The 23,596-nt window shown below is 48.2% G+C and carries 20 protein-coding genes and 1 tRNA gene; 7 read left to right on the forward strand and 14 right to left on the reverse strand.

Annotated features, from left to right (window positions below):
• Positions 1-173 precede the first annotated feature (173 nt).
• Both dcuR and BGE37_RS17230 read right to left on the reverse strand, forming a co-directional pair.
• The gene (gene dcuR, locus BGE37_RS17225) at positions 174-893 is read right to left on the reverse strand and encodes a two-component system response regulator DcuR (protein WP_000611288.1); all 720 of its coding nucleotides are present in this window, start codon (positions 891-893) and stop codon (positions 174-176) included.
• Positions 890-2,521, reverse strand: a complete 1,632-nt coding sequence (locus tag BGE37_RS17230) for a sensor histidine kinase (protein WP_001216471.1) — start codon at positions 2,519-2,521, stop codon at positions 890-892. Before BGE37_RS17230 ends, dcuR begins: the two co-directional genes overlap by 4 nt.
• Positions 2,522-2,701: 180 nt before the next feature.
• Here BGE37_RS17230 and yjdI point away from each other — a divergent pair, with 180 nt between their 5' ends.
• From yjdI to ghoT, 4 genes are all read left to right on the forward strand, one after another.
• Positions 2,702-2,932, forward strand: a complete 231-nt coding sequence (yjdI, locus tag BGE37_RS17235) for a 4Fe-4S mono-cluster protein YjdI (protein ID WP_000371704.1) — start codon at positions 2,702-2,704, stop codon at positions 2,930-2,932.
• An 11-nt stretch (positions 2,933-2,943) separates the two neighbouring features.
• Positions 2,944-3,216, forward strand: a complete 273-nt coding sequence (locus BGE37_RS17240) for a GNAT family N-acetyltransferase (protein WP_024704987.1) — start codon at positions 2,944-2,946, stop codon at positions 3,214-3,216.
• 228 nt (positions 3,217-3,444) lie between these two features.
• Entirely contained in the window at positions 3,445-3,741 is a 297-nt protein-coding gene (gene ghoS, locus BGE37_RS17245; protein ID WP_000398619.1) for a type V toxin-antitoxin system endoribonuclease antitoxin GhoS, read from the forward strand.
• A 27-nt stretch (positions 3,742-3,768) separates the two neighbouring features.
• Positions 3,769-3,942 carry a type V toxin-antitoxin system toxin GhoT gene (gene ghoT, locus BGE37_RS17250; protein ID WP_001173343.1) on the forward strand — a complete coding sequence of 58 codons (174 nt, stop codon included), beginning with the start codon at positions 3,769-3,771 and terminating at the stop codon, positions 3,940-3,942.
• Between the two features lie 118 nt (positions 3,943-4,060).
• Here the strand turns inward: ghoT and lysS are convergent, their stop codons facing one another.
• The 11 genes from lysS to aspA all read right to left on the reverse strand — a co-directional run bounded on the left by lysS (position 4,061) and on the right by aspA (position 19,201).
• Positions 4,061-5,578 carry a lysine--tRNA ligase gene (gene lysS / locus BGE37_RS17255; protein ID WP_105288260.1) on the reverse strand — a complete coding sequence of 506 codons (1,518 nt, stop codon included), beginning with the start codon at positions 5,576-5,578 and terminating at the stop codon, positions 4,061-4,063.
• A gap of 236 nt (positions 5,579-5,814) precedes the next feature.
• Entirely contained in the window at positions 5,815-7,272 is a 1,458-nt protein-coding gene (gene dtpC, locus BGE37_RS17260; protein ID WP_105288261.1) for a dipeptide/tripeptide permease DtpC, read from the reverse strand.
• 58 nt (positions 7,273-7,330) lie between these two features.
• A complete protein-coding gene (gene cadA / locus BGE37_RS17265) occupies positions 7,331-9,478 on the reverse strand; it encodes a lysine decarboxylase CadA (RefSeq protein WP_001355092.1) in 2,148 nt (715 codons plus the stop codon).
• Between the two features lie 79 nt (positions 9,479-9,557).
• Positions 9,558-10,892 carry a cadaverine/lysine antiporter gene (cadB, locus tag BGE37_RS17270; RefSeq protein ID WP_000092915.1) on the reverse strand — a complete coding sequence of 445 codons (1,335 nt, stop codon included), beginning with the start codon at positions 10,890-10,892 and terminating at the stop codon, positions 9,558-9,560.
• A gap of 363 nt (positions 10,893-11,255) precedes the next feature.
• Positions 11,256-12,794: a lysine decarboxylation/transport transcriptional activator CadC gene (gene cadC, locus BGE37_RS17275; RefSeq protein ID WP_001187201.1), complete on the reverse strand. Its 1,539-nt coding sequence runs from the start codon at positions 12,792-12,794 to the stop codon at positions 11,256-11,258.
• Between the two features lie 631 nt (positions 12,795-13,425).
• A tRNA-Phe gene (locus BGE37_RS17285) sits at positions 13,426-13,501 on the reverse strand.
• Between the two features lie 106 nt (positions 13,502-13,607).
• Positions 13,608-14,183 (reverse strand): transcriptional regulator, encoded by a 576-nt coding sequence (locus tag BGE37_RS17290; RefSeq protein WP_001317578.1) that lies wholly within the window; start codon positions 14,181-14,183, stop codon positions 13,608-13,610.
• Positions 14,184-14,219: 36 nt separating this feature from the next.
• On the reverse strand, positions 14,220-15,917 hold the full coding sequence (dsbD, locus tag BGE37_RS17295) for a protein-disulfide reductase DsbD (protein WP_032185730.1): 1,698 nt from the start codon (positions 15,915-15,917) through the stop codon (positions 14,220-14,222).
• On the reverse strand, positions 15,893-16,231 hold the full coding sequence (gene cutA / locus BGE37_RS17300) for a divalent cation tolerance protein CutA (RefSeq protein WP_032304347.1): 339 nt from the start codon (positions 16,229-16,231) through the stop codon (positions 15,893-15,895). Before cutA ends, dsbD begins: the two co-directional genes overlap by 25 nt.
• Positions 16,232-16,345: 114 nt before the next feature.
• Complete coding sequence (gene dcuA, locus BGE37_RS17305; protein ID WP_000961959.1) at positions 16,346-17,647, reverse strand: anaerobic C4-dicarboxylate transporter DcuA; 1,302 nt, start codon at positions 17,645-17,647, stop codon at positions 16,346-16,348.
• A 117-nt stretch (positions 17,648-17,764) separates the two neighbouring features.
• Entirely contained in the window at positions 17,765-19,201 is a 1,437-nt protein-coding gene (aspA, locus tag BGE37_RS17310) for an aspartate ammonia-lyase (RefSeq protein WP_000069437.1), read from the reverse strand.
• Positions 19,202-19,537: 336 nt separating this feature from the next.
• Here aspA and BGE37_RS17315 point away from each other — a divergent pair, with 336 nt between their 5' ends.
• A complete protein-coding gene (locus tag BGE37_RS17315; RefSeq protein WP_001267448.1) occupies positions 19,538-20,014 on the forward strand; it encodes an FxsA family protein in 477 nt (158 codons plus the stop codon).
• Positions 20,015-20,029: 15 nt separating this feature from the next.
• On the opposite strand, the gene yjeH is transcribed toward BGE37_RS17315, so the two are convergent.
• Positions 20,030-21,286 (reverse strand): L-methionine/branched-chain amino acid transporter, encoded by a 1,257-nt coding sequence (gene yjeH / locus BGE37_RS17320; protein WP_105288264.1) that lies wholly within the window; start codon positions 21,284-21,286, stop codon positions 20,030-20,032.
• A gap of 275 nt (positions 21,287-21,561) precedes the next feature.
• On the opposite strand from yjeH, the gene BGE37_RS17325 reads away from it, so the two are divergent.
• On the forward strand, positions 21,562-21,855 hold the full coding sequence (locus BGE37_RS17325) for a co-chaperone GroES (protein WP_001026276.1): 294 nt from the start codon (positions 21,562-21,564) through the stop codon (positions 21,853-21,855).
• A 43-nt stretch (positions 21,856-21,898) separates the two neighbouring features.
• Positions 21,899-23,545, forward strand: coding sequence for a chaperonin GroEL (gene groL / locus BGE37_RS17330; RefSeq protein ID WP_000729117.1), 1,647 nt, complete (start codon positions 21,899-21,901; stop codon positions 23,543-23,545).
• The last annotated feature ends 51 nt before the right edge of the window (positions 23,546-23,596 follow it).

Below are 23,596 nucleotides of genomic sequence, written 5' to 3' on the forward strand. Positions count from 1 at the left end.
GTTAGCGTTTTGAAATTAAAAACACCGTTCATCCGAAGAGATATTAATTTTCAGCGGTGAGAGAGGGGGAATTATATTTGATCTGGCACAAGTTTTACTGATGAACGATGTAACTTGTGCCAGGGGTATTTTGCATTACTGTAATAATTATTACTTACAGATAACCGTGATCGTTATTGGCAATATTGTTTAAGTAGTGAGTAATGTTCTGCCTGAATACGATAACGATAAACCGGACGACCTGTGACGCCATAATGGATACTGGTGAACAAGATGTGGCAGTTGACCAGCCAGATGAGATATTTACGGCAGGAAACACGCGAGATGTTAACCTCATTAGCCAGCTCGTCGGTTGAAAACTCATAGTCCTGATGCGCGTCAATCCACTGGCACAGCGTGCGTAACGTCTGTGGTGTTAAGCCTTTTGGCAAGCGACGAGGATCTTGCTCGTTGGAGCTGCTGCCGTGGATTAGCTGATCAAGCTCGGCCTGGTCATAATACTGATGTTTTTCCAGCGCCATTTTCTTTTGCCGCCAGCCGGTGAGCGCCTCTTCAAAGCGGGAAGCCTGGAAGGGTTTGATCAGGTAATCCACGACACCGTAATGCAGCGAATCTTTAATGGTTGCCGCATCGGCTGCGGAGGAGATGACAATCACATCACTTTTGCAACGCGCGTTATGCAGGACAGGCAGTAAATCGAGCCCGTTCTCTTTTTGCATATAGATATCGAGCAATATCAGGTCGATAGGCGTATCGCTATTGAAGATAATCTCTTTGGCTTTCTCCAGCGTCGAGGCTGTTCCACAGCATTGAAAGCCTGGGATTTGTGCCACGTATCGGCGATTCAGCTCCGCGACCATTGCGTCGTCATCGATAATTAATACATTGATCATCTGTTCGACCTCTCCCCGTCCCAGGGTATCTGGACAAAAAATTGTGTGAAAATCCCGGGTTCCGATTCCACGGCGATGCTGCCGCCGAGATTTTCTACCTGTTGTTTGACAAGTGCTAAACCGACGCCTCGCTCGCTTCCTTTTGTCGAGACACCTTTGTCAAAAATGTGATCGATTTTGTCGGGTGCGATCCCCGGTCCATCATCGTTAACTTCACAGTGCAGCCAGCCGTGACGGTAGTGCAATGTTACGCTAATTTCGCCACCGGGTTCCGGTCCTAATGCCTCCAGCGCGTTTTCTATCAGATTTCCCAACGTGGTAATCAGCGTCGCGACCTGGTCTTCACTGCCGCTGTCTGGCAACTGGCTTTCACTGTTTAAAATCAGCGTATGGCCTAAATCGGTCGCGCGGTTAATCTTGCTGATTAAAAAACCAGCGATAACCGGAGATTTGATCTTACCCAGCAGAGAGCCAATCTCTTCCTGATAGTTATTGGCTGTTTTGAGAATGTAATCTTCCAACTGCTTATAACTCTTCAGATGCAATAATCCGAGAATCACGTGCAATTTATTCATAAATTCGTGGGATCGTTCACGAAGTGCGTCAGCATAGTTGACCAGACCATCGAGTCGCTGCATCAGTTTACGTACTTCAGTTTTGTCTCTGAAGGTTGAAATGGCACCGATGATAACGCCATTACTGCGCACCGGAACGGTGTTGATCAGTAATAGCCGGTCTTTAATCGTAATCTCTTCGTCGCGCCGCGGGGTACCGTCGCGTAACACTTCCGAGACATCTACCACCTGTGACCACGCGTGGCTTAGCGTCGACAGTTTCTCATCGTCCTGCGACTTACGGTAATTCAGCAATTCTTGTGCGGCATCGTTGATCAGCGTGACCTCGCCGCGATCGTCCACGGCAACGACGCCTTCTTTGATAGACTGCAACATGGCCTGGCGTTGCTCAAACAGCGTGGAGATTTCGTAGGGTTCCAGGCCGAAAAGGATTTTTTTCAGTACCTTAACCAGAATGCAGGTGCCAATCAGCCCGACCAGCATGCCAAATAATACCGACCAGATGATGCTCCAGCGACTGTCATTGATCTGTTGGGTCACGCGACTTAACTCAAGGCCGATCGCCACCACGCCAATTTGTTTATGATTTTCATCGTAGATGGGGGTAAATACGCGTAAAGCCTGCGCCAGAAAACCGCGATTGATAGCGACATTTTCTTCGCCATTCAGCGCTTTAAGGATGTCATCACCTTTAAATGGCTGACCAATACGCTGGGCTTCAGGATGCGAGTAGCGAAGACTTTGCATATCGGTAACGACAATAAACAGCAGATCGTTGCGTTTGCGCACGGCTTCCGCGATGGCCTGGATGCCGCTCTCCTGCGGTTTTTTCTGCAAGCCCTGACGGATTTCCGGCGAGTCGGCGAGGGTACGCGCCACTGCCAGTGCCTTGTTGGCTAGCCCGTCTCGCGTCATATCACTGATTTGCGAGAAGTAAATCAGATGCACCACCAATAGCACCGAGAACAGTACCGCGCTGACCATTAAGATCACAGTGGTACTCAATTTCATCGGACGTTTGCGTAACATACGGTAGGGCAATGAATGTCTCATCAGCTTCCTTGTGTGACAAATTTCTTAAGCATTATCTCTGATGAGGCGGGTAATTCAAAGGGAGTAAGAATGATTGGCTATATAGGGGAAGAGACTCTGGCAACGGAAACTGCCAGTGCTGTATGAAGATTCCAGGGCTATGCTTATAGTGAAAACCATACTGATGAGAGAGGGAAGGTCATGGATCAGGCGCTACTGGACGGGGGTTATCGCTGTTATACCGGCGAAAAGATCGATGTCTATTTCAACACTGCGATATGTCAGCATTCTGGCAATTGCGTACGTGGCAACGGCAAGTTATTTAATCTCAAACGAAAGCCGTGGATCATGCCGGATGAAGTCGACGTTGCCACTGTGGTTAAAGTGATTGATACGTGCCCGAGCGGCGCGCTGAAATACCGTCATAAATAAGCGAGGGTAAAATGGAAATACACGAAGGCCACAATAAATTTTACATTAATGACGAACAGGGCAAGCAAATCGCTGAAATTGTCTTTGTGCCGACCGGAGAGAATTTAGCGATTATCGAACATACCGATGTCGATGAAAGCCTGAAAGGGCAAGGGATTGGTAAACAGCTGGTTGCGAAAGTCGTGGAAAAAATGCGTCGGGAAAAACGAAAAATTATCCCATTATGTCCATTTGCGAAACACGAATTTGATAAAACGCGGGAGTATGATGATATTCGCAGTTGATGGGAGAGTACAGAGTCACGATATTTTTCATGCTCTCCGCGGTGTGATGCAGGAGAGAATCTGAAGGGTAGGGGGATGCACAAAGAATGGTCAGAGAGAGCGTTTTCTTGTCCCAAGTCATCCCCTTTACTGAGCAAAAAAAAAAGAATATCTCCTATATGAGAATCATCGATCGGGGTTAATAAGTTGTGCGTCCCCAGAGCGTTTAATATTGATAGGAGTCATATTATGGAAGGTAAAAACAAGTTCAATACTTATGTTGTTTCTTTTGATTATCCATCATCTTATTCCTCAGTGTTCTTAAGGTTAAGATCATTGATGTATGATATGAATTTCTCCTCTATCGTGGCTGATGAATATGGGATACCACGACAATTGAATGAAAATTCCTTCGCAATAACGACATCGTTAGCCGCAAGTGAAATCGAAGATTTAATCAGGCTCAAATGCTTAGACTTACCGGATATTGATTTTGACCTCAACATTATGACAGTTGATGACTATTTCCGTCAGTTTTACAAGTAGTCAGGAAGGATAAGAAGAACATAAAAAATGGCACTATTCTCTAAAATATTAATTTTTTATGTGATTGGTGTGAACATATCCTTTGTCATTATCTGGTTTATCTCACATGAGAAAACACATATTCGTTTACTTAGTGCATTTCTGGTCGGAATAACCTGGCCAATGAGCCTGCCTGTGGCATTACTTTTTTCTCTCTTTTAGGAGCTGTAGTTGAGTGGACCCGCTGGTTATCTTGAAACGAAGCGTCTCTCCTCGAAACTGGATTTGTGGAACGACGAACGAAGCAGTCGTCTGACTGCTTCGTTCGTTAAAATGAAATTTATTTCTGTGGACGCATCGCCGGGAAGAGAATAACGTCGCGAATAGTATGACTGTTAGTAAACAGCATAATCATTCGGTCGATACCAATACCCAGACCCGCGGTTGGCGGCAGACCATATTCCAGCGCAGTCACGTAATCTTCGTCATAGAACATGGCTTCGTCGTCACCTGCAGCTTTAGCGTTAACCTGTTCCTGGAAACGTTCCGCCTGATCTTCTGCGTCGTTTAATTCGCTAAAACCATTACCGATTTCACGACCACCGATGAAGAATTCAAAACGGTCGGTGATTTCCGGGTTAACATCATTACGGCGCGCCAGCGGTGACACTTCTGCCGGATATTCCGTGATAAAGGTTGGCTGAATCAGATGTGCTTCTGCCACTTCATCAAAGATCTCCGTGACAATGCGTCCCAGCCCCCAGCTTTTCTCTACCGTAATTCCGATAGATTCAGCTAATGCTTTAGCAGCATCAAAATTATCCAGGTCCGCCATATTGGTTTCTGGACGATATTTTTTGATTGCTTCGCGCATGGTGAGTTTTTCAAACGGTTTGCCGAAATCAAACACATGCTCGCCATAAGTGACTTTAGTGGTACCCAGTACCTCTTGTGCCAGAGTGCGGAACAGTGATTCCGTCAGTTCAATCAAATCGTGGTAATCCGCATACGCCATGTAGAGTTCCATCATCGTGAACTCAGGATTATGACGAACAGAAATACCTTCATTACGGAAGTTACGGTTGATTTCGAATACCCGTTCAAAACCACCTACAACCAGACGTTTCAGATATAGCTCCGGCGCAATACGCAGGTACATATCCAAATCCAGAGCATTATGATGGGTAATAAACGGGCGAGCAGATGCCCCACCTGGAATTACCTGCATCATTGGGGTTTCTACTTCCATAAAACCGCGAGCGACCATGAACTGACGGATAGCGGCCAGAATTTTTGAACGGACAACAAACGTTTGACGGGATTTATCGTTAGCGATGAGGTCCAGATAACGTTGACGATAACGGACTTCCTGATCCTGTAAGCCATGGAATTTATCCGGCAATGGACGCAGTGCCTTAGTCAGCAGGCGTAACTCAGTACAGTGAATGGAAAGCTCACCAGTTTGCGTCTTAAACAGCGTACCGCGGGCACCGATAATGTCGCCGAGGTCCCATTTTTTAAACTGATCGTTATAAACACCTTCTGGCAGGCTATCTCGTGCAACGTACAGTTGAATACGGCCACCGACATCCTGCAACGTTACAAAGGAGGCTTTCCCCATGATACGACGGGTCATCATTCGGCCAGCAACCGAGACTTCAATGTTTAAGGATTCCAGTTCCTGGTTATCCTTCGCATCAAACTCTTCGTGCAACTGGTCAGAGGTATGGTCGCGGCGAAAATCATTGGGAAACGCCACACCTTGCTGACGTAGTGCCGCCAGTTTTTCGCGGCGATTTCTCAGTTCATCGTTAAAATCAATAGCCTCATTGGCTCCCCGTGTTTCTCGTTCAGACATTTTGGTTCCTCTAAATCCAGCTTTCAATTTAGCGTAGATAAAGAGACAGATCGGTACACTGTATTATCTGCCTCGACTATTAATAACTCAGTTTATCTTATCGAAACTAACGCTTACCTCAAGTTGATATCACTAATAAATAACCATAAAAATGGTTTAAATGACTTATTAATCTCGATTTATTAGTGTGATAAACTGAAAGTTAATTTATTCATAACCAATTGTTTTTACGACAGTTAATCGTTGCTCTCCTGTATCATATTCGTCGGCGTGCTAAACAGAAAACGGACAGCAAAGGCCAATACCACGATGATCGCGACACAAGCCAACGTCCACTCTCCCATCTGAGAAAAGAATCGCTGGTAAGCTGCAATTGCCATACCGCTAATTTGCGACTCTGTCGTCTGCTGTGCCACGACGCCTGCCAGCCAGTTGGCGACCGCGCCTGTTGCCAGCATATAAATACCGGTTAATACGCCAGACATTTTCAGACGCGTGATTTGCGCAATCGCCACCGGGTCAATAAAGAGTTCAGCAAAGCCCATTAGCGCCAGCCCGGATATCATCACGCCCATTGACGCTTGACCGCCAGCCGCTGCATGTCGGGCATCAAATGCCAGCAACATAAAGCCACAAGCCATCAGCAGTAAGCCAAAGGCAAACTTCAGCCAGACGCGCAATGCTGAATTGCCGCGGCTTTCTGGCGACGCCAGCCAGGCCAGAACAACCCCAGCGAGCATCACTGCAATCGCATTCACTGACTGGAATAGCGCAGTCGGCACTTCAATATTGAATGCCTGACGATTCACAAAGCGATCGATAAACAAGCTGATGGTGCTGCCGCCCTGTTGTGCCAGTACCCAGAACAACGTTCCGACAAGCATCAACAATACAATTTGCCAAAGAGCACGGCGGTGTTCGGGGAATTTGATCATCATGCGGGCAATGATTTGTGCAGCAATAAGGCAAACGATCGCCAGCAAATATCCGGACCAGTCGTTCTCCAGCAGTAGGGTAAAAAATACTGGGGCTAAACAGAGCATCACCACTAACCAGCTCCATACCGGTAAGGCAAATTTCACTCGAGTGAGTGCTTTTTTATCCATACTACGCGTGGACTGGAAATGACGATGACCGCTTAAGAAAATCAACAAACCGATAAACATGCCACCACCCGCAAGGGCAAAGCCAACATGCCATCCATACCACTGAGCAGCCAGGCCGCAGGCGATGGGGGCTGCGATAGAACCGATATTGCCCGCAGCATACAGCAGCGAAAAACCGCCATCACGTCGATGATCGTCAGGGGCATAGAGCTCGCCAAGCAAACAGCTGATGTTTGATTTGAATAAACCGTAGCCACAAATAATGATTGCCAGCGCCAGATACAGGCTAAAGGTTGAATTTGTATCAATGCCCAGCACTACATGGCCAAGGGTCATTAACAGCGCGCCGGCAATTACCGCAGTACGATTGCCGAGCAGGCGGTCGGCAAGCCAGCCGCCGAGAATAGGGGTAACGTAAACCAGAGATGCATATGCGCTGAACAGACTGATGGCATGGTTATCATCAAAACCAAGCTGATGGGTGAGATAGAGAATGAGTAAGGCACGCATGCCGTAAAAACTGAAGTACTCCCAGATTTGGATCGCCACGATATAGTATATCGCGCGCGGCTGTGAGGGTGTTTTCATGTGTTCTCCTTATGAGCAAAAAAGGGAAGTGGCAAGCCACTTCCCTTGTACGAGCTAATTATTTTTTGCTTTCTTCTTTCAATACCTTAACGGTATAGCGGCCATCAGCCTGACGGTATGCACCGTGAATATCGGTTTCAAAGCCCGGATAGTGAGCGCCGATTTCACACAGCATCTGCAGGAACTCCAGCACCGGACGGCTTTCTTCGGTGATCATTTCACCCGGCATTACCAGAGGAACTCCCGGCGGATACGGAAGGATCATATTGGCGTTAATACGACCTACCATTTCGTCGAGGTAAACTTCTTCGGTCATACCGTGCAGCTCTTTCTGGAACGCCGCATACGGAGTCATAACCATTGTCGGCAGAACTTCAAATGCGCGATACATCAGATCCGGCAGATTGTGGTGAACAATCAGTTTGTGGATATTCTGAGCCAGTTCCTGAATACGCATATCTTCATAGAATTCAGGATCTTCACGATACAGAGACGGCAGCATGTTTTTCACACGCAGGTTCAGGTCGAACGCACGTTTGAAGTCAGTCAGAGCACGCAGCAGACTCAATGCTTTGGTCTTATCAATACCGATGCTGAACAGGAACAGCAGGTTATACGGGCCGGTTTTCTCAACAACGATGCCATGTTCGTCGAGGTATTTCGCCACGATGCTGGCCGGAATACCAAAGTCGCTCATGGTGCCGTCTTTTTCCATCCCCGGGGTCAGCAGGGTAACTTTAATCGGGTCAAGATACATGTGCTCATTGTCGATGTTCTTGAAGCCGTGCCAGGAGCTGTCAGAACGCAGCGGCCAGCATTCAGTGGTATCGATATGATCCGGCTGCCATACATCAAAGAACCAGCCATCAGATTCCGTTCTCAGGCGTTTGATCTCTTTACGGAACTTGATCGCACGTTCAATGGAACCGTTGATCAGACGCTTACCAGCATTACCTTTCATCATCGCCGCAGCGGTTTCAGTGGACGCCACGATACCGTAGTGCGGAGAGGTGGTGGTGTGCATCATGTAGGCTTCGTTAAAGGTTTCTTCGTTTACGTCACCTTTAACGTGGATCATGGAAGCCTGAGAGAATGCCGCCAGCAGTTTGTGAGTGGACTGGGTTTCGTAAATCACTTTCCCTTCTACACGGCCACCGCTCATACCGCATTTACCTTCGTAAATCGGTGAGAAGTTGGTGTAAGGCACCCACGCGGAGTCAAAGTGGATGGATTTTACATCCAGTGTTTTCTTGATGAAGTCGGTGTTGTACAGCAGACCATCATAGGTTGAGTTAGTAATTACGGCATGTACCGGCCAGGTCGCGTTTGGTGTTTCTTTTACGCGCTTAGCAATGGTAGCGTGCTGGAATTCACTCTGTGGGATACCACCAAGAATACCGTAAGCGTTACGGGTCGGGCGGAAATAGATTGGCGTAACATCGCTCATCATCATCAGGTGGGTCAGCGATTTGTGGCAGTTACGGTCAATCAGAATGGTGCTGCCTGCCGGAGCAGAGTACATACCAACAATTTTGTTCGCAGTGGAAGTACCGTTGGTCACCATGTAGCTGCGGTCTGCGTTAAAGACGCGAGCGATATACTGTTCTGCTTCTTTGTGTGGACCACTGTGATCCAGCAGAGAACCCAGTTCAGATACTGAAATGGAAATATCAGATTTCATGGTGTTCGGACCAAAGAAATCATAGAACAGGCTACCTACCGGGCTTTTCTGGAATGCAGTACCGCCCATGTGACCAGGAGTACAGAAAGTATATTTACCTTCACGAACATATTTAAACAGTGCTTTGGTCAGCGGAGGCAGAATAGTGTTGATATATTCGTCAGTGGTCTGCTTGATCTTGTTAGCAATATCATCAGCAGCACCCAGCGCATATTCAAAGAAGCTAATCTGTAAACGCAGGTCATTCAGGCTGACATCGAGAGTGGAATACGTATTAGCGAACGCGTACAACGGCAGGTTCTCGTTCATTTTGCTAATTTCTTCGCACAGCTCGAGATTATATTTATCCCAGTCAAAAATAACACCGCACAGACGCGCATTGTTTTCGATCAGTTTTAATAAGTCGTCACGGTCATTCGGGTAAACAATCTGGAAGTTCAGACGTTCAAGCGCGCGATGAAGTTCACGGATGGGTTCTTCTTTAAAATAAACCCCCATGTGATTCAATATTGCAATAACGTTCATAGTCATATCTCCAGGTAAAAAAGGCCCCTCCCAACACATGGGACAAAATGAAAGGAGGAGCCTCGGAAAATACTTTTAATTAATGTGCGTTAGACGCTGTGTGGTTATCCATTGAGTGGCTCTGGCGCTCGTGCATTTTGCGAGCGTAGAACATCAGGATAATCAGGCTGACGATGAAGGTACCTGCCAGCTCGAAGGAGCTTGCGCCCATTAGCGCGATGAAGCAGAACACGCAACCCAGTACAGAGCAGATCAGGCTGACAAAGTTGCGGATGTTAACGCCTTCAAAACGAATCAGGTCAACGCAAGAGTAGAAGTACGGCAGCATAGTCAGCAGTACTGCGATACCGGTCAGTTCACCGAACAGGTCAGATGCTTTACCACCGGCAGAGTTCATCAGAGTGATGAGGATCATCAGGGCAGTCATTTTCACTGCAGCCAGCAGCAGACCTTTTTTCGGAATACCGTTGCTGTCGACTTCACCATAAACTTTCGGGAAGTTACCGTCGTTAGCGGCACGCACACCTGCCTGACCTACCAGCATCATCCAGGAGCCCAGAGAAGTCAGGCACGCAAAAGCGGTGAATGCAGAAACCATCGGCGCAGCCCAGTTACCCAGGATAGTAGAAGCACTGATTGCAAACGGAGCACCGGAGCCTGCCATTACAGAAGACGGATACATACCGGAAAGCACCTGAGTCGCAGCGATGTAAACAATACCTGCTAAACCAGTACCCAGCATGGTTGCCAGCGGAACGGTACGTTTCGGGTTTTTAACCATACCAGTACTTACCGCTGCGGATTCAACACCCACGAAGGCCCACAGGCAGAGCAGAATACTTTTAATGATCGCATGACCATCAGTAGTACCTGCGGTATTCCAGTTAGCAGCATAAGTTGCAGCATCAAACCAATGCCAGCCAACAATAGCAGTCATAACTACAGGAATAAGAACCAGCACCAGACCAATAGTGGTTAAACGGCTTACCCAGGTACCGCCGAGCATATTTACAAAGGTAAATACCCAGACGATAGCAATACAAGCGATACCCGCCGGAACAGGATCATTTAATACAGGGAAGAAGGTGGAAAGATAAGATACAGCGGTAATACCAATCGCCAGGTTACCAATCCAGTTAGCATGGTAATAAAGAACACCTGTCTGAAAACCAAATGCAGGAGAAATTTCTCCGGCATAAGCAATTGGGCCACCTTGTTGCGGGTTTTTTGTTGCCAGTCGGGCATATACATAAGCCAACGACATTGCACCAATAATAGAGATAATCCAACCCCAGATAGCAATACCACCGATACTTGCAAGGTTCGCAGGCAATAATGCAATGCCGCTCCCCATCATATTACCGGCAACAACACCGGTACAGGCAAATAGCCCGATCTTCTTGGCAGAACTCATGCTCTTCTCCTAATTTCATTTTTGAATTTGGAGTCCGGGTCATGATGCGTAACTATTTACTGACCAGACCAAACTGGCGACAAGATTACTCAAAAAAAAAGATTAATCCTAAAGATTAGGTGAAATAACACAAAAGTTTCTGTAAGTGAGAACTTGAGGTTTTTTATTAACACATCAGGATCGCAAGTTGATATCATGAAAAGATAAACATTCAATGTTTACAATAGATTGCGGAATATTCCATGGTTAAATTTATGTGATAAAAATTATGCGGCAAATAAATTGCCGCAACATATTATACCAACAAAAGCATACAAAAAATCAACAACAAATATTCCCGAGTATGAATCAACCCGGATTCACTTATTCTGAAGCGAGAAATTTGTCGAGATAAGGTACAACATAAGGAACAGAAGTCTGGAATATACCATTTTCAATCCAGTAAAGGGTGTTTGCCCCTGGGCGTAAATTAAAGGCGGTGAGATATGCATCAGCTGCTTCCCGGTTCATCCCCTTCATTTCATAAACCTTGCCAAGCAACACATAATTTAGCCAGGACATTTCAAGATCAATGCCAGTATTTATCGCCTGGTAAGACTCATCTGTTTTACCTTTTACCAGAGCACTGACCGCTTTTATTTGATATATAATGGACAGGTTGTTCAATTCCGGCAGTGTAACAATGTTATCTATTTCTGTATTCAGTGCTGCTAATTGTTTTTCATCTAAAGGATGTTGAGAATGGCGCACGATATCAACTAATGCTTTTTCTGCTCTCGCGTAGGTAAATTCGGGGGATGATTGAACAATCTCACCTAGTAATTCACTGGCACGGTTCAATGATTTATCATCGCCATGCAGTAAATAATCATGAGCCTGATAAAAATTAGTTAATAACGCACCACGATGCGGCAAAATTTGCTGGAGCATCTCCTGCATTCGTTGTGGCCACGGTTGGTTTAACGCTTTTGATAAACTCTCCAGTAAATCATTTTGAATCGCCAGCTGATTACCGTTAGTGATGACATAACGTTTATCCAGCATGGTTGAACCATCTGCATTGTCTACCAATTTTACCGACATAAAGCATTGTTGAGCACGGTATTGGCGCTGATTAACAAACGCAATAGATAATGTTTTACCGGAACTGCTCGGTTCATCAATGTTGTAGTTGATTTTGTCATGCACCATAAAGGTGGAGAAGGTGTTAAGTGATGTCGCCACCAAATCACCCACGCCTATCGCGTAAGAGAGCTGATACGGGGAACTCCAGCTGTTACAACTTTTATTTACCATATTAATGTCAATATCGCGTGGATTGAGCAAAATACGCGATTTGCTCATAGGAAGACGTGTATCAAGACTTGAAAACGCTACCAGTGCTACACAGATACCTAACGACAACAGGAAAAAAAACCATACCCAAAAGGTAGTGAATCGTTTGCTTTTAACTGGGGATTGTTCAGGTGGTGTTGCGGTGTTTTGAATGTTAAGACTTTGGGAGGGAGAATCTGTGTCAGGAACCGCCTCTGGTATAGGGGGAGGCGAAGATAGCATTATTTCCTCTCCCTCTTCTTCGCTGTACCAGATAACCGGCACCATTAATTTATAGCCGCGCTTTGGTACAGTAGCGATATAGACAGGACTATCTTCATCATTATCTTTTAATGACTTACGTAGTTCTGAGATACTCTGCGTCACAACGTGATTGGTGACAATACTTCTCTTCCAGACATTATCGATAAGTTCATCCCTGCTAAGTACTTCGCCACTGTGTTGAGCAAAGAAAACCAGAAGATCGATTAATCTCGGCTCAAGGGTAAGTTGACGCCCATTGCGGCTAATTTGGTTTATGGACGGAGTAACAAGCCATTCGCCAACGCGAACTACAGGTTGTTGCATAATAGAAACTCATTCGAAAAGGGAATGGTTCAATGATAATTGCCATGACCTATTTTTACCATCTATAGATTGGTTTATTTACATATTATTGGTGAATGTAAGACGTTATTTTTACCCGCCATAAACTTCTTGATTACATAGTATTACGAAAGGAGTTTAATGAGCACCAGAAGTAATTTACCTTACCATCATTATTCATCATCTTTGCCAAAGAAAAATGTGCAGAAAATAATCCATGGAAAATTGCCCGGAGCGCTTACTATTTTAATGGATTGTTAGTCTTTGCATGAGCAAGCGGACTGATACATTTCTCTTTGTTCTCATTCAGAAAATCTCATCAGTCGGCGTTCTGCCCGAGGTTGTGCTTTATATATGTCATCGGCAACGATACCGTTAAGCTCTTGATGACATCATTTGATTTTCAACTGCATCACGCAGCCGCACGACATTTCGTGAGAGTCATTCATAGCTTAGGGATAAATTTCCCAGAGCTGGGGTATACCCGCAACATGCTGGCGATGTGGGAAAATTTGGTTGAGATTGTTAGAAATGATTTGAAGGCAGAACGCTTAAATCACATGGCGTCCTGAAACGAAAAACGGACCTCCGTGGAGGTCCGTTTATATGAATTTGGTGCCCGGACTCGGAATCGAACCAAGGACACGGGGATTTTCAATCCCCTGCTCTACCGACTGAGCTATCCGGGCAACGGGGCGCATTAAACCGTAATCTGCACATCTCGTCAACCTAATTTCAGTAAAAGCGATTCAACTGCTTAAGATTGCGGCAAATCGCTTCTTTTCTGTGTTTCTGTCAGGTCAGTGCGCCACCCTGGCGGCAGCGAGCGAAGCGCAGGATATCTTCTGCCAGCCGATGTGCGGTGTCGACATCCGCGTGGCTACGATTCACCAGCATTCGGCTTAAACAGCCTTCCAGCACCAGTTCCATCTGCTTTGCTACCATCGCCGGATCGTCAACTTCCAGCGTGGTTAACAGTTCGTGGGTGAAATCGTAGGCCGCGCTTTTTTGCTGATCGGCCAGTTGATGAATAGGGTGGCCAGGATCGGGATAAAACGTACAGGCAGCGATAAACAGACAGCCCGGATAGCGGTTGTTTTTAACGCACTCCGATAGCGCCTGATAACGCGCCAGCAGCTTTTGTTCGGCGGTTTGCGTTTCGTCCAGCATCAGCTGACGACGCCAGACATCTATCTGTTGGCTAAGATAGCGCAGCGCATCATAGAGGATTGCCTCTTTGTCTGGCCAGAAGCGGCGTAGCTCGTCCAGTGGATAATCCACACGTTCAGCAACCATCTCCAGCGTGGTGTTGGCAATCCCTTGTAATTCTAATAATTTCAGGGCTTCTCCCAGTACATCTTCACGTTGCACGCTATTTTCCTCCGTCTTTCCCACTGCAAGTGTCGTTCACGGTTGGCGATCGCGCAAATGTGCGCTGAAGGTTTCAGCATCCATAAAGCCCGTGACGCGTGCTTGTGGATGCTCCTGGCCTTGTCCGTCAAAAAAGAGAATTGTCGGTAGGCCAAGGACATTAAGATGCTTTAACAGCGCCACATCTTGGGCGTCGTTGGCAGTGACGTTGGCCTGAAGTAATACCGTGTCTGCTAACGCTTTTTGCACCTGCGGGTCGCTGAAGGTGTATTTCTCAAACTCTTTACAGGCGACGCACCAGTCGGCATAGAGATCTAACATCACTGGTTTGCCTTTGGCTTCAACGAGCGCCTGATTTAACTCATCTACCGTTTTGATTTGCGTAAAGTTGAGATGCGTCTGAGTTTGCGCGGTATGCGTCGCACCAAATGCCCAATCCTGAAGTGGGCGCACGCTAACCAATGCTGCTGCCAGCAGAATTATTTGCACTACGCTCATCCAGCCGCGTTTGGCCTGTAGGCTGGTGATAAAGGCCCAGCCAAAGAATGCGACACCAAGCGCCGACCACAAGCGTAATCCCCATATATCACCAATCACTCGCTCCAGCAGGAAGACCGGCAGTGCGAGGATCACAAAACCAAACGCGGTTTTGACTTGTTCCATCCACGGGCCGCTTTTCGGCAGCAAGCGGTTACCAAAGACGGTAATTAGCATCAGCGGCAGGCCCATGCCCAACGCATAGAGATAAAGCGTGCCGCCGCCCAGCCACATGTTCCCGCTTTGGGCGATATACAGCAGAATCGCGCTAAGCGGTGCGGTGGTGCATGGTGAACAGATCAGTCCGGCAATCGCCCCCATAACAAACACACCGCCAGGTGAGCCGCCCTGTTGGCGATTGCTCATCAGCGTGAGGCGCGTTTGCAGCGAAGAGGGGAGTTGCAGGGTAAACAAGCCAAACATTGACATCGCCAGCAAGGTAAAGACGATAGCGAGGCCAATGAGCACGTATGGGTGCTGTAGCGCCGCCTGGAACTGTAACCCTGCGGCGGCAACCACCAGACCCAGTGCCGTGTAAGTCAGCGCCATCCCCTGCACATAAATAAAGGTCAGCAACAATGCTCTGGCAGTGGAGAGCCGCTGTTTACCGCCCAGCACGATGCCAGAAATCAGTGGGTACATTGGCAGCACGCATGGCGTAAAGGCGATACCAATACCGATCAACAACGCCCAGAGCGCGGAAAAGGGCAATTGCGCGGTGGGCTGCTCTTGCTGCGGAACAGACACAAGCTGTGACGCTGCGTTGTTGGCGACCACTTCGCTTAACGGAACGGTTTTGGTTTCTGGCGGATAACAGAAACCAGCATCAGCACAGCCCTGGTAGGTGACAGTTAACGTCGCTCCCGCACTCGCCTGGTTGATGGTTACGGGAAGCGTCAGCCGATCGCGGTAAATCTCGCTTTTGCCGTAAAACTCATCTTCATGCCAGACGCCTTGCGGCAGCTGCACGTCGGCAATTTTCGCGTGTTCCGGCGTAATGCGGACCTGTTTACGGTAGAGGTAGTAACCGTCTTTGATCTGCCAGGTCAGATTCAGGTCATGTTGGTTTTGCTGAAAATCAAAAGCAAAGGCTTGATCCGCGGGGACAAATTGCGAACGTCCCGGCGCGTCGAATAATCCGGCAAAAACGGAAGTGCTGCAAAGTAGCAGGATCAGCGTAAAGATGCGTTGAGCCATGAGAGGTAATCTGTGTCTCCGTGTGTAACAGGTAAAACCAGAAGTTCCGGGGTTTGATATGGATGATGAGACTTCAGGCATTCCAGCAGTGCCTGCTGGTGAGATACGGTAGTTTTTAAAATCATCTGTACTTCGTATTCTTGCTCCAGCTTACCTTCCCAGTAATAGAGAGAGGTCGCGCCGGGGATCAAGGTCGCGCAGGCTGCCAGTTTTTCCGCCAGCACTTTGGCGGCTAAATCCTGGGCTGTCGCTTCATCCGGTGCGGTACATAGCACCACGACAGACACGGTATTCGAACTTTTTTCATCAAGCATAAACACCTCGCAAGAACAGATGGAACCGCAAGAGAGAGGTCACTATACAACGGACGGGGGAAGGATGTTAGTCGGCGGGAAAGAAAGCGGGGCCTGAAGCCCCGCGATTGGTCATTACAGCATGAAGCTACCCAGCACGAAGCCGAAGCAAACGGCCAGGGCAACACCCAGAGTACCCGGGATGAAGAACGGATGGTTGAAGACGAATTTACCGATACGGGTAGTACCCGTGTCATCCATCTGTACCGCAGCAACCAGCGTCGGGTAGGTCGGCAGAATGAACAGACCAGACACCGCAGCGAAAGAAGCAACAGCGGTCAGCGGAGAAACGTTCAGTGCCAGAGCCATCGGCATCAGTGCTTTTGCGGTTGCAGCCTGAGAGTACAGCAGAGCAGAAGCAAAGAAGAAGATGACGGCCAGCAGCCACGGATGACCCTGAATCACTTCACCAGCGGTATCTTTGATCCAGTCGATGTTGTTGGAAACGAAAGTATCGCCCAGCCACGCAACACCCAGGATACAAATACAGGCGCTCATACCTGCTTTGAAGGTGCTGGAGTTGAGGATGTTGTCGGTATCGACTTTACAGATAACGGTGGTCAGAGTTGCAACGCTGAGCATGATGATCAGGATTGCGTTGGTGGTGTTCATCAGCGGTTTTTCAACCAGACCCATGCTTGGGCTGTTGATGATTGCATAGATAACAACGCCAACTACGCCCAGCAGGAACAGCCAGACGGACGTTTTTGCACCGGATTTGATTTCAATCTGCTTTTCACCGCGCAGTTCAACCAGGCCCTCTTCCAGACGCTTGCGATAAATCGGATCGTCAGAGAGTTTGGAGTTGAACAGCATAGTGACCAGGAAGGACATCACCAGAACCGCCAGCAGGGTGGACGGGATGACCACGGAGAGCAGATGGAGGTAGCTGATGCCATGACCTTCCATCACGGAAGACATGTAAACCACTGCTGCTGAGATTGGCGATGCGGTGATCGCAATCTGCGCGGATACCACTGCAGTAGACAGCGGACGGCAAGGTTTAACGCCTTGTTCCTTCGCAACTTCAGCGATAACAGGCAGTGTCGCCAGAGAGATGTTGCCAGTACCAGCAAAGATAGTCAGGAAATAGGTCACGATCGGTGCGAGGATCGTGATGTATTTCGGGTTACGGCGCAGCAGCTTTTCTGTCTGATGAACCAGATAGTCCAGACCGCCAGCAACCTGCATGGCAGAAATAGCGGCGATAACCGCCATGATAATGGAAATGACATCGAACGGGATGTTACCGGGTTTAACGCCAATAGCGGCAAGAACCAGCACCCCCAATCCGCCTGCAAAACCAATACCTATTCCCCCCAATCTGGCGCCCAAGAAGATCGCCAGCAAAACTATGATGAGTTCTACAACTAGCATATTAGCCTTCCTTGTTTTTTAACAAGTTGATATTAGATTGTTATTTTTAAGTTACTGCTCACAAGAAAAAAGGCACGTCATCTGACGTGCCTTCTTTATTTGTACTACCCTGTACGATTACTGTTCGCTTTCATCAGTATAGCGTTTTGCTTTGTAAGCCGGGTGCATCAGATTCTGTACGGAGAAAATATCGTCAAGTTCCGCTTCAGTCAACAGACCGCGTTCCAGAACGACTTCACGTACACTCTTACCGGTTTCGGCACAGATTTTACCCACGATGTCACCGTTGTGGTGACCGATGAACGGGTTCAGGTAAGTAACGATACCGATAGAGTTGTAAACGTAACCTTCGCACACTTCTTTGTTAGCAGTGATGCCGTTAATGCATTTTTCCAGCAGGTTGTAGCAAGCGTTGGTCAGAATGTGAACGGATTCGAACATAGCCTGGCCAATGACCGGCTCCATAACGTTCAACTGCAGCTGACCTGCTTCTGCTGCCATGGTAACAGTGGTGTCGTTACCGATGACTTTGAAGCATACCTGGTTAACCACTTCCGGAACAACCGGGTTTACTTTAGCTGGCATGATGGAAGAGCCCGCCTGCAGTTCCGGCAGGTTGATCTCGTTCAGGCCGGCACGTGGACCAGAAGAGAGCAAGCGCAGGTCGTTACAGATTTTGGACATCTTCACAGCCAGGCGTTTCAGCGCGCCGTGAACCATAACATAAGCGCCGCAGTCAGAGGTCGCTTCGATCAGGTCTTCAGCCGGTACGCATGGGAAGCCAGTGACTTCAGCCAGTTTTTTCACTGCCAGCGGAGAGTACTCTTTCGGCGTGTTCAGACCAGTACCGATTGCTGTTGCGCCAAGGTTAACTTCCAGCAGCAGTTCAGCGGTACGTTGGATGTTTTTCACTTCTTCTTTCAGCAGGATGCTGAAAGCGCGGAATTCCTGACCGAGGGTCATCGGTACTGCGTCCTGCAGCTGGGTACGACCCATTTTCAGGATGTCCTGGAATTCGACAGCTTTACGTTCAAAGCCTTCACGCAGTTGGTTAATCGCATCTACCAGCTTAATCAGGGAAGAGTAAACTGCGATACGGAAACCGGTCGGGTAGGCGTCGTTAGTGGACTGACATTTGTTAACATGGTCGTTCGGGTTCAGGTACTGATATTCACCTTTCTGGTGACCCATCAGTTCCAGACCGATATTGGCCAGCACTTCGTTGGTGTTCATGTTTACGGAAGTACCTGCGCCGCCCTGGTAGACGTCTACCGGGAACTGATCCATGCATTTTCCGTTGTTCAGGACTTCATCACATGCGGCAATGATGGCATTCGCTACACTTTTAGGAATGGTTTGCAGCTCTTTGTTTGCCATAGCTGCGGCTTTTTTAACCATTACCATACCGCGAACAAATTCAGGAATATCACTGATTTTGTTGTTGCTGATATAGAAGTTTTCAATCGCTCTCAGAGTGTGAACACCATAGTAGGCATCAGCTGGAACTTCCCTGGTACCCAACAGATCTTCTTCGATACGAATGTTGTTTGACATGTGAACCTTCTTTTTCAAGCTGCCAATGATTTGCTTTAAACACACAGAATATATGTGGTTTCGAATGTTTTTCGACCGACGATTATCCCCTGCATCGACCGAATACCCGAGATCATATGCTGCTTGAGGATTTCTACCGTAATCTGGATCACTTTAAGTGTCGGTTTTTACCCCTTAATTATTAATTTGTGAAATAGATCACCGCTTTGGGATTACTACCAAAAATAGTTGCGCAAACATCTTGAAATTTTGCTAATGACCACAATATAAGCTGAACGCGATTCGCAACCCATTCAGGTAGCCGGGTTTAACCGGCTGCTATTACAGGAGAAACCTTTGCGCTGGTTACCTTTTATTGCCATTTTCCTTTATGTCTATATTGAGATTTCAATCTTTATTCAAGTTGCCCATGTATTGGGGGTATTGCTGACCCTCGTGCTGGTTATATTCACGTCAGTTATTGGTATGTCACTGGTACGTAACCAGGGCTTTAAGAATTTCGTGCTGATGCAGCAAAAAATGGCGGCAGGTGAAAACCCAGCGGCGGAGATGATTAAAAGTGTTTCGCTGATCATTGCCGGTTTGCTGCTTTTATTACCGGGCTTTTTCACCGACTTCCTCGGTCTTCTGCTTTTATTACCGCCGGTGCAAAAGCATCTGACAGTGAAGTTGATGCCGCATTTGCGCTTTTCTCGCATGCCAGGCGGCGGTTTTAGCGCCGGGACCGGTGGCGGTAATACTTTTGATGGTGAGTACCAGCGAAAGGATGATGAGCGCGACCGCCTTGATCATAAAGACGATCGCCAGGATTAATGCCGAAACGCCGGATTATGTGGTTATGCCATTTTCCGGCGTTTTTCGTTTAGGCAGAAACAGCCATAACCCCGCCAGCATGATCAGCGCATAGAGACTTTTCCAGCCGACCATTGCCAGTAACAGAACGCATAACAGCCCGCCAACCACCGCCAGTAGTCGATAACGTCCTTGCAATAATTTACAGCCTGCCAGCATGCATAACAGATAAATCATAATAAAGATGCCATTGGCATAGATGATAAGTGCGTCCAGATTGATCTCTAAAGCATGAATCACCAACGTGCTCACCACGCAGCAGCCGAGCACCGCATTGAGGGCATTATTCGGGATATGACGAGAAGAGAGGTGTGCCAGGTAGTGGTCAGGATTATGTTGCGCCTGCGACCAGACCAGGCGGGCGAAGCTCTGTATATAAATGTTGAGACTGGCAAAGCAGGCCAGATAGCCAATCACGCAGGCAATCCATAACGCTCCTACACCGAACAGTTGCACTACAATTTTTGGAAGCGATGCTGCTGCCGCCATTTGTTCACCATAGGCGTCGAAGTGTAAGACGACTACCGTACAGCCCCAGTAGACTAATCCTGCCAGCAGCAGACCAATCATCAAAGCACGAGGAAAATCACGCTCTGGATTTTTAAATTCCGAGGCAAGATGGGCAAATGCCTCCAGACCGACAAAGCACCAGAACATCACTGATAACGCAGCAAATAACCCGGTAAGTTCGATATTTCCTGGCGCAGGGAAGGGGATATTCGCAGGTTTGATATCGCCCGCCCACCAGATAGCGACAATCAGCGCGACGATAAGTCCGGCAATAACTGTTTGTAGATTAGCACTGGAACTGGCACCGCGAGTACCGATATACCACACCAACGCCAGCGTACCGAGTTCTGCTAACAACAGTTGCCAGCTATGCCAGCCAAACATCGCCTGGCCGAATCCGGCAGCAATTTGTAGCGCGGCAGGCAAACCTACGGGAATGACCGATAAAAACAGCCAGCCGGTGACTCGCTCAAGCCGCGAACCAAACGCCATACCGACGAAGTGTGCGACGCCGCCTGCACTGGGATAGTGGCGACCCAGAATCGCAAACACAATCGCAATCGGGAACACTAAGATAATCAAAACGGGCCACGCCCACAGGCTGGTATTGCCTGCTACCAGTGCAGCTAACGCAGGAACGGCAAACACGCCAGTGCCTAATAATGACGTCGATAGCAGGCCGATGCCCTGGGCCAGCCCCAGTTCTTGTTTGAGTCCACTCATGGGTTGATGTCCGATTGCGCCCAAATCTTGGGCAACTGCGTAGATTTTCGATGGTAGCACAATCAGATTCGCTTATGACGGCGATGAATAAATTGCGATGAAATGTGAGGTGAATCAGTGTTTTCACCCGATTTTGTGCTGATCAGAATTTTTTTTCATTTTCCCCCTTGAAGGGGCGAAGCCTCACCCCCATTTCTCTGGTCACCAGCCGGGAAACCACTTAAGGTCCGGCGTCACCCATAACAGATACGGACTTTCTCAAAGGAGAGTTATCAATGAATATTCGTCCATTGCATGATCGCGTGATCGTCAAGCGTAAAGAAGTTGAAACTAAATCTGCTGGCGGCATCGTTCTGACCGGCTCTGCAGCGGCTAAATCTACCCGTGGCGAAGTGCTGGCTGTCGGCAATGGCCGTATCCTTGAAAATGGCGAAGTGAAGCCGCTGGACGTGAAAGTTGGCGACATCGTTATTTTCAACGATGGCTACGGTGTGAAATCTGAGAAGATCGACAATGAAGAAGTGTTGATCATGTCCGAAAGCGACATTCTGGCAATTGTTGAAGCGTAATCCGCGCACGACACTGAACATACGAATTTAAGGAATAAAGATAATGGCAGCTAAAGACGTAAAATTCGGTAACGACGCTCGTGTGAAAATGCTGCGCGGCGTAAACGTACTGGCAGATGCAGTGAAAGTTACCCTCGGTCCGAAAGGCCGTAACGTAGTTCTGGATAAATCTTTCGGTGCACCGACCATCACCAAAGATGGTGTTTCCGTTGCTCGTGAAATCGAACTGGAAGACAAGTTCGAAAACATGGGTGCGCAGATGGTGAAAGAAGTTGCCTCTAAAGCGAACGACGCTGCAGGCGACGGTACCACCACCGCAACCGTACTGGCTCAGGCTATCATCACTGAAGGCCTGAAAGCTGTTGCTGCGGGCATGAACCCGATGGACCTGAAACGTGGTATCGACAAAGCCGTTACCGCTGCAGTTGAAGAACTGAAAGCCCTGTCCGTACCGTGCTCTGACTCTAAAGCGATTGCTCAGGTTGGTACCATCTCCGCTAACTCCGACGAAACCGTAGGTAAACTGATCGCTGAAGCGATGGACAAAGTCGGTAAAGAAGGCGTTATCACCGTTGAAGACGGTACCGGTCTGCAGGATGAACTGGACGTGGTTGAAGGTATGCAGTTCGACCGTGGCTACCTGTCTCCTTACTTCATCAACAAGCCGGAAACTGGCGCAGTAGAACTGGAAAGCCCGTTCATCCTGCTGGCTGACAAGAAAATCTCCAACATCCGCGAAATGCTGCCGGTTCTGGAAGCCGTTGCAAAAGCAGGCAAACCGCTGCTGATCATCGCTGAAGATGTTGAAGGCGAAGCGCTGGCAACTCTGGTTGTTAACACCATGCGTGGCATCGTGAAAGTCGCTGCGGTTAAAGCACCGGGCTTCGGCGATCGTCGTAAAGCTATGCTGCAGGATATCGCAACCCTGACTGGCGGTACCGTGATCTCTGAAGAGATTGGTATGGAGCTGGAAAAAGCAACCCTGGAAGACCTGGGTCAGGCTAAACGTGTTGTAATCAACAAAGACACCACCACCATCATCGATGGCGTGGGTGAAGAAGCTGCAATCCAGGGCCGTGTTGCTCAGATCCGTCAGCAGATTGAAGAAGCAACTTCTGACTACGACCGTGAAAAACTGCAGGAGCGCGTAGCGAAACTGGCAGGCGGCGTTGCAGTTATCAAAGTTGGTGCTGCTACCGAAGTTGAAATGAAAGAGAAAAAAGCACGCGTTGAAGACGCCCTGCACGCGACCCGTGCTGCGGTAGAAGAAGGCGTGGTTGCTGGTGGTGGTGTTGCGCTGATCCGCGTAGCGTCTAAACTGGCTGACCTGCGTGGTCAGAACGAAGACCAGAACGTGGGTATCAAAGTTGCACTGCGTGCAATGGAAGCTCCGCTGCGTCAGATCGTCCTGAACTGCGGCGAAGAACCGTCTGTTGTTGCTAACACCGTTAAAGGCGGCGACGGCAACTACGGTTACAACGCAGCAACCGAAGAATACGGCAACATGATCGACATGGGTATCCTGGACCCAACCAAAGTAACCCGCTCTGCTCTGCAGTACGCGGCTTCTGTGGCTGGTCTGATGATCACCACCGAGTGCATGGTTACCGACCTGCCGAAAAACGATGCAGCTGACTTAGGCGCTGCTGGCGGTATGGGCGGCATGGGTGGCATGGGCGGCATGATGTAATTGCCCTGCAACTCGCAGAAATAAACAAACCCCCGGGCAGAAATGTCTGGG

The organism is Escherichia sp. MOD1-EC6300 (genome assembly GCF_002965045.1).
GTDB classification, from domain to species: Bacteria; Pseudomonadota; Gammaproteobacteria; order Enterobacterales; family Enterobacteriaceae; genus Escherichia; species Escherichia coli_F.

Coding starts and splice junctions, on each gene's coding strand:
- dcuR (WP_000611288.1), bottom strand. CDS start 893: ATGATCAATGTATTAATTATCGATGACGACGCAATGGTCGCGGAGCTG.
- BGE37_RS17230 (WP_001216471.1), bottom strand. CDS start 2,521: ATGAGACATTCATTGCCCTACCGTATGTTACGCAAACGTCCGATGAAA.
- yjdI (WP_000371704.1), top strand. CDS start 2,702: ATGGATCAGGCGCTACTGGACGGGGGTTATCGCTGTTATACCGGCGAA.
- BGE37_RS17240 (WP_024704987.1), top strand. CDS start 2,944: ATGGAAATACACGAAGGCCACAATAAATTTTACATTAATGACGAACAG.
- ghoS (WP_000398619.1), top strand. CDS start 3,445: ATGGAAGGTAAAAACAAGTTCAATACTTATGTTGTTTCTTTTGATTAT.
- ghoT (WP_001173343.1), top strand. CDS start 3,769: ATGGCACTATTCTCTAAAATATTAATTTTTTATGTGATTGGTGTGAAC.
- lysS (WP_105288260.1), bottom strand. CDS start 5,578: ATGTCTGAACGAGAAACACGGGGAGCCAATGAGGCTATTGATTTTAAC.
- dtpC (WP_105288261.1), bottom strand. CDS start 7,272: ATGAAAACACCCTCACAGCCGCGCGCGATATACTATATCGTGGCGATC.
- cadA (WP_001355092.1), bottom strand. CDS start 9,478: ATGAACGTTATTGCAATATTGAATCACATGGGGGTTTATTTTAAAGAA.
- cadB (WP_000092915.1), bottom strand. CDS start 10,892: ATGAGTTCTGCCAAGAAGATCGGGCTATTTGCCTGTACCGGTGTTGTT.
- cadC (WP_001187201.1), bottom strand. CDS start 12,794: ATGCAACAACCTGTAGTTCGCGTTGGCGAATGGCTTGTTACTCCGTCC.
- dsbD (WP_032185730.1), bottom strand. CDS start 15,917: ATGGCTCAACGCATCTTTACGCTGATCCTGCTACTTTGCAGCACTTCC.
- cutA (WP_032304347.1), bottom strand. CDS start 16,231: ATGCTTGATGAAAAAAGTTCGAATACCGTGTCTGTCGTGGTGCTATGT.
- dcuA (WP_000961959.1), bottom strand. CDS start 17,647: ATGCTAGTTGTAGAACTCATCATAGTTTTGCTGGCGATCTTCTTGGGC.
- aspA (WP_000069437.1), bottom strand. CDS start 19,201: ATGTCAAACAACATTCGTATCGAAGAAGATCTGTTGGGTACCAGGGAA.
- yjeH (WP_105288264.1), bottom strand. CDS start 21,286: ATGAGTGGACTCAAACAAGAACTGGGGCTGGCCCAGGGCATCGGCCTG.
- BGE37_RS17325 (WP_001026276.1), top strand. CDS start 21,562: ATGAATATTCGTCCATTGCATGATCGCGTGATCGTCAAGCGTAAAGAA.
- groL (WP_000729117.1), top strand. CDS start 21,899: ATGGCAGCTAAAGACGTAAAATTCGGTAACGACGCTCGTGTGAAAATG.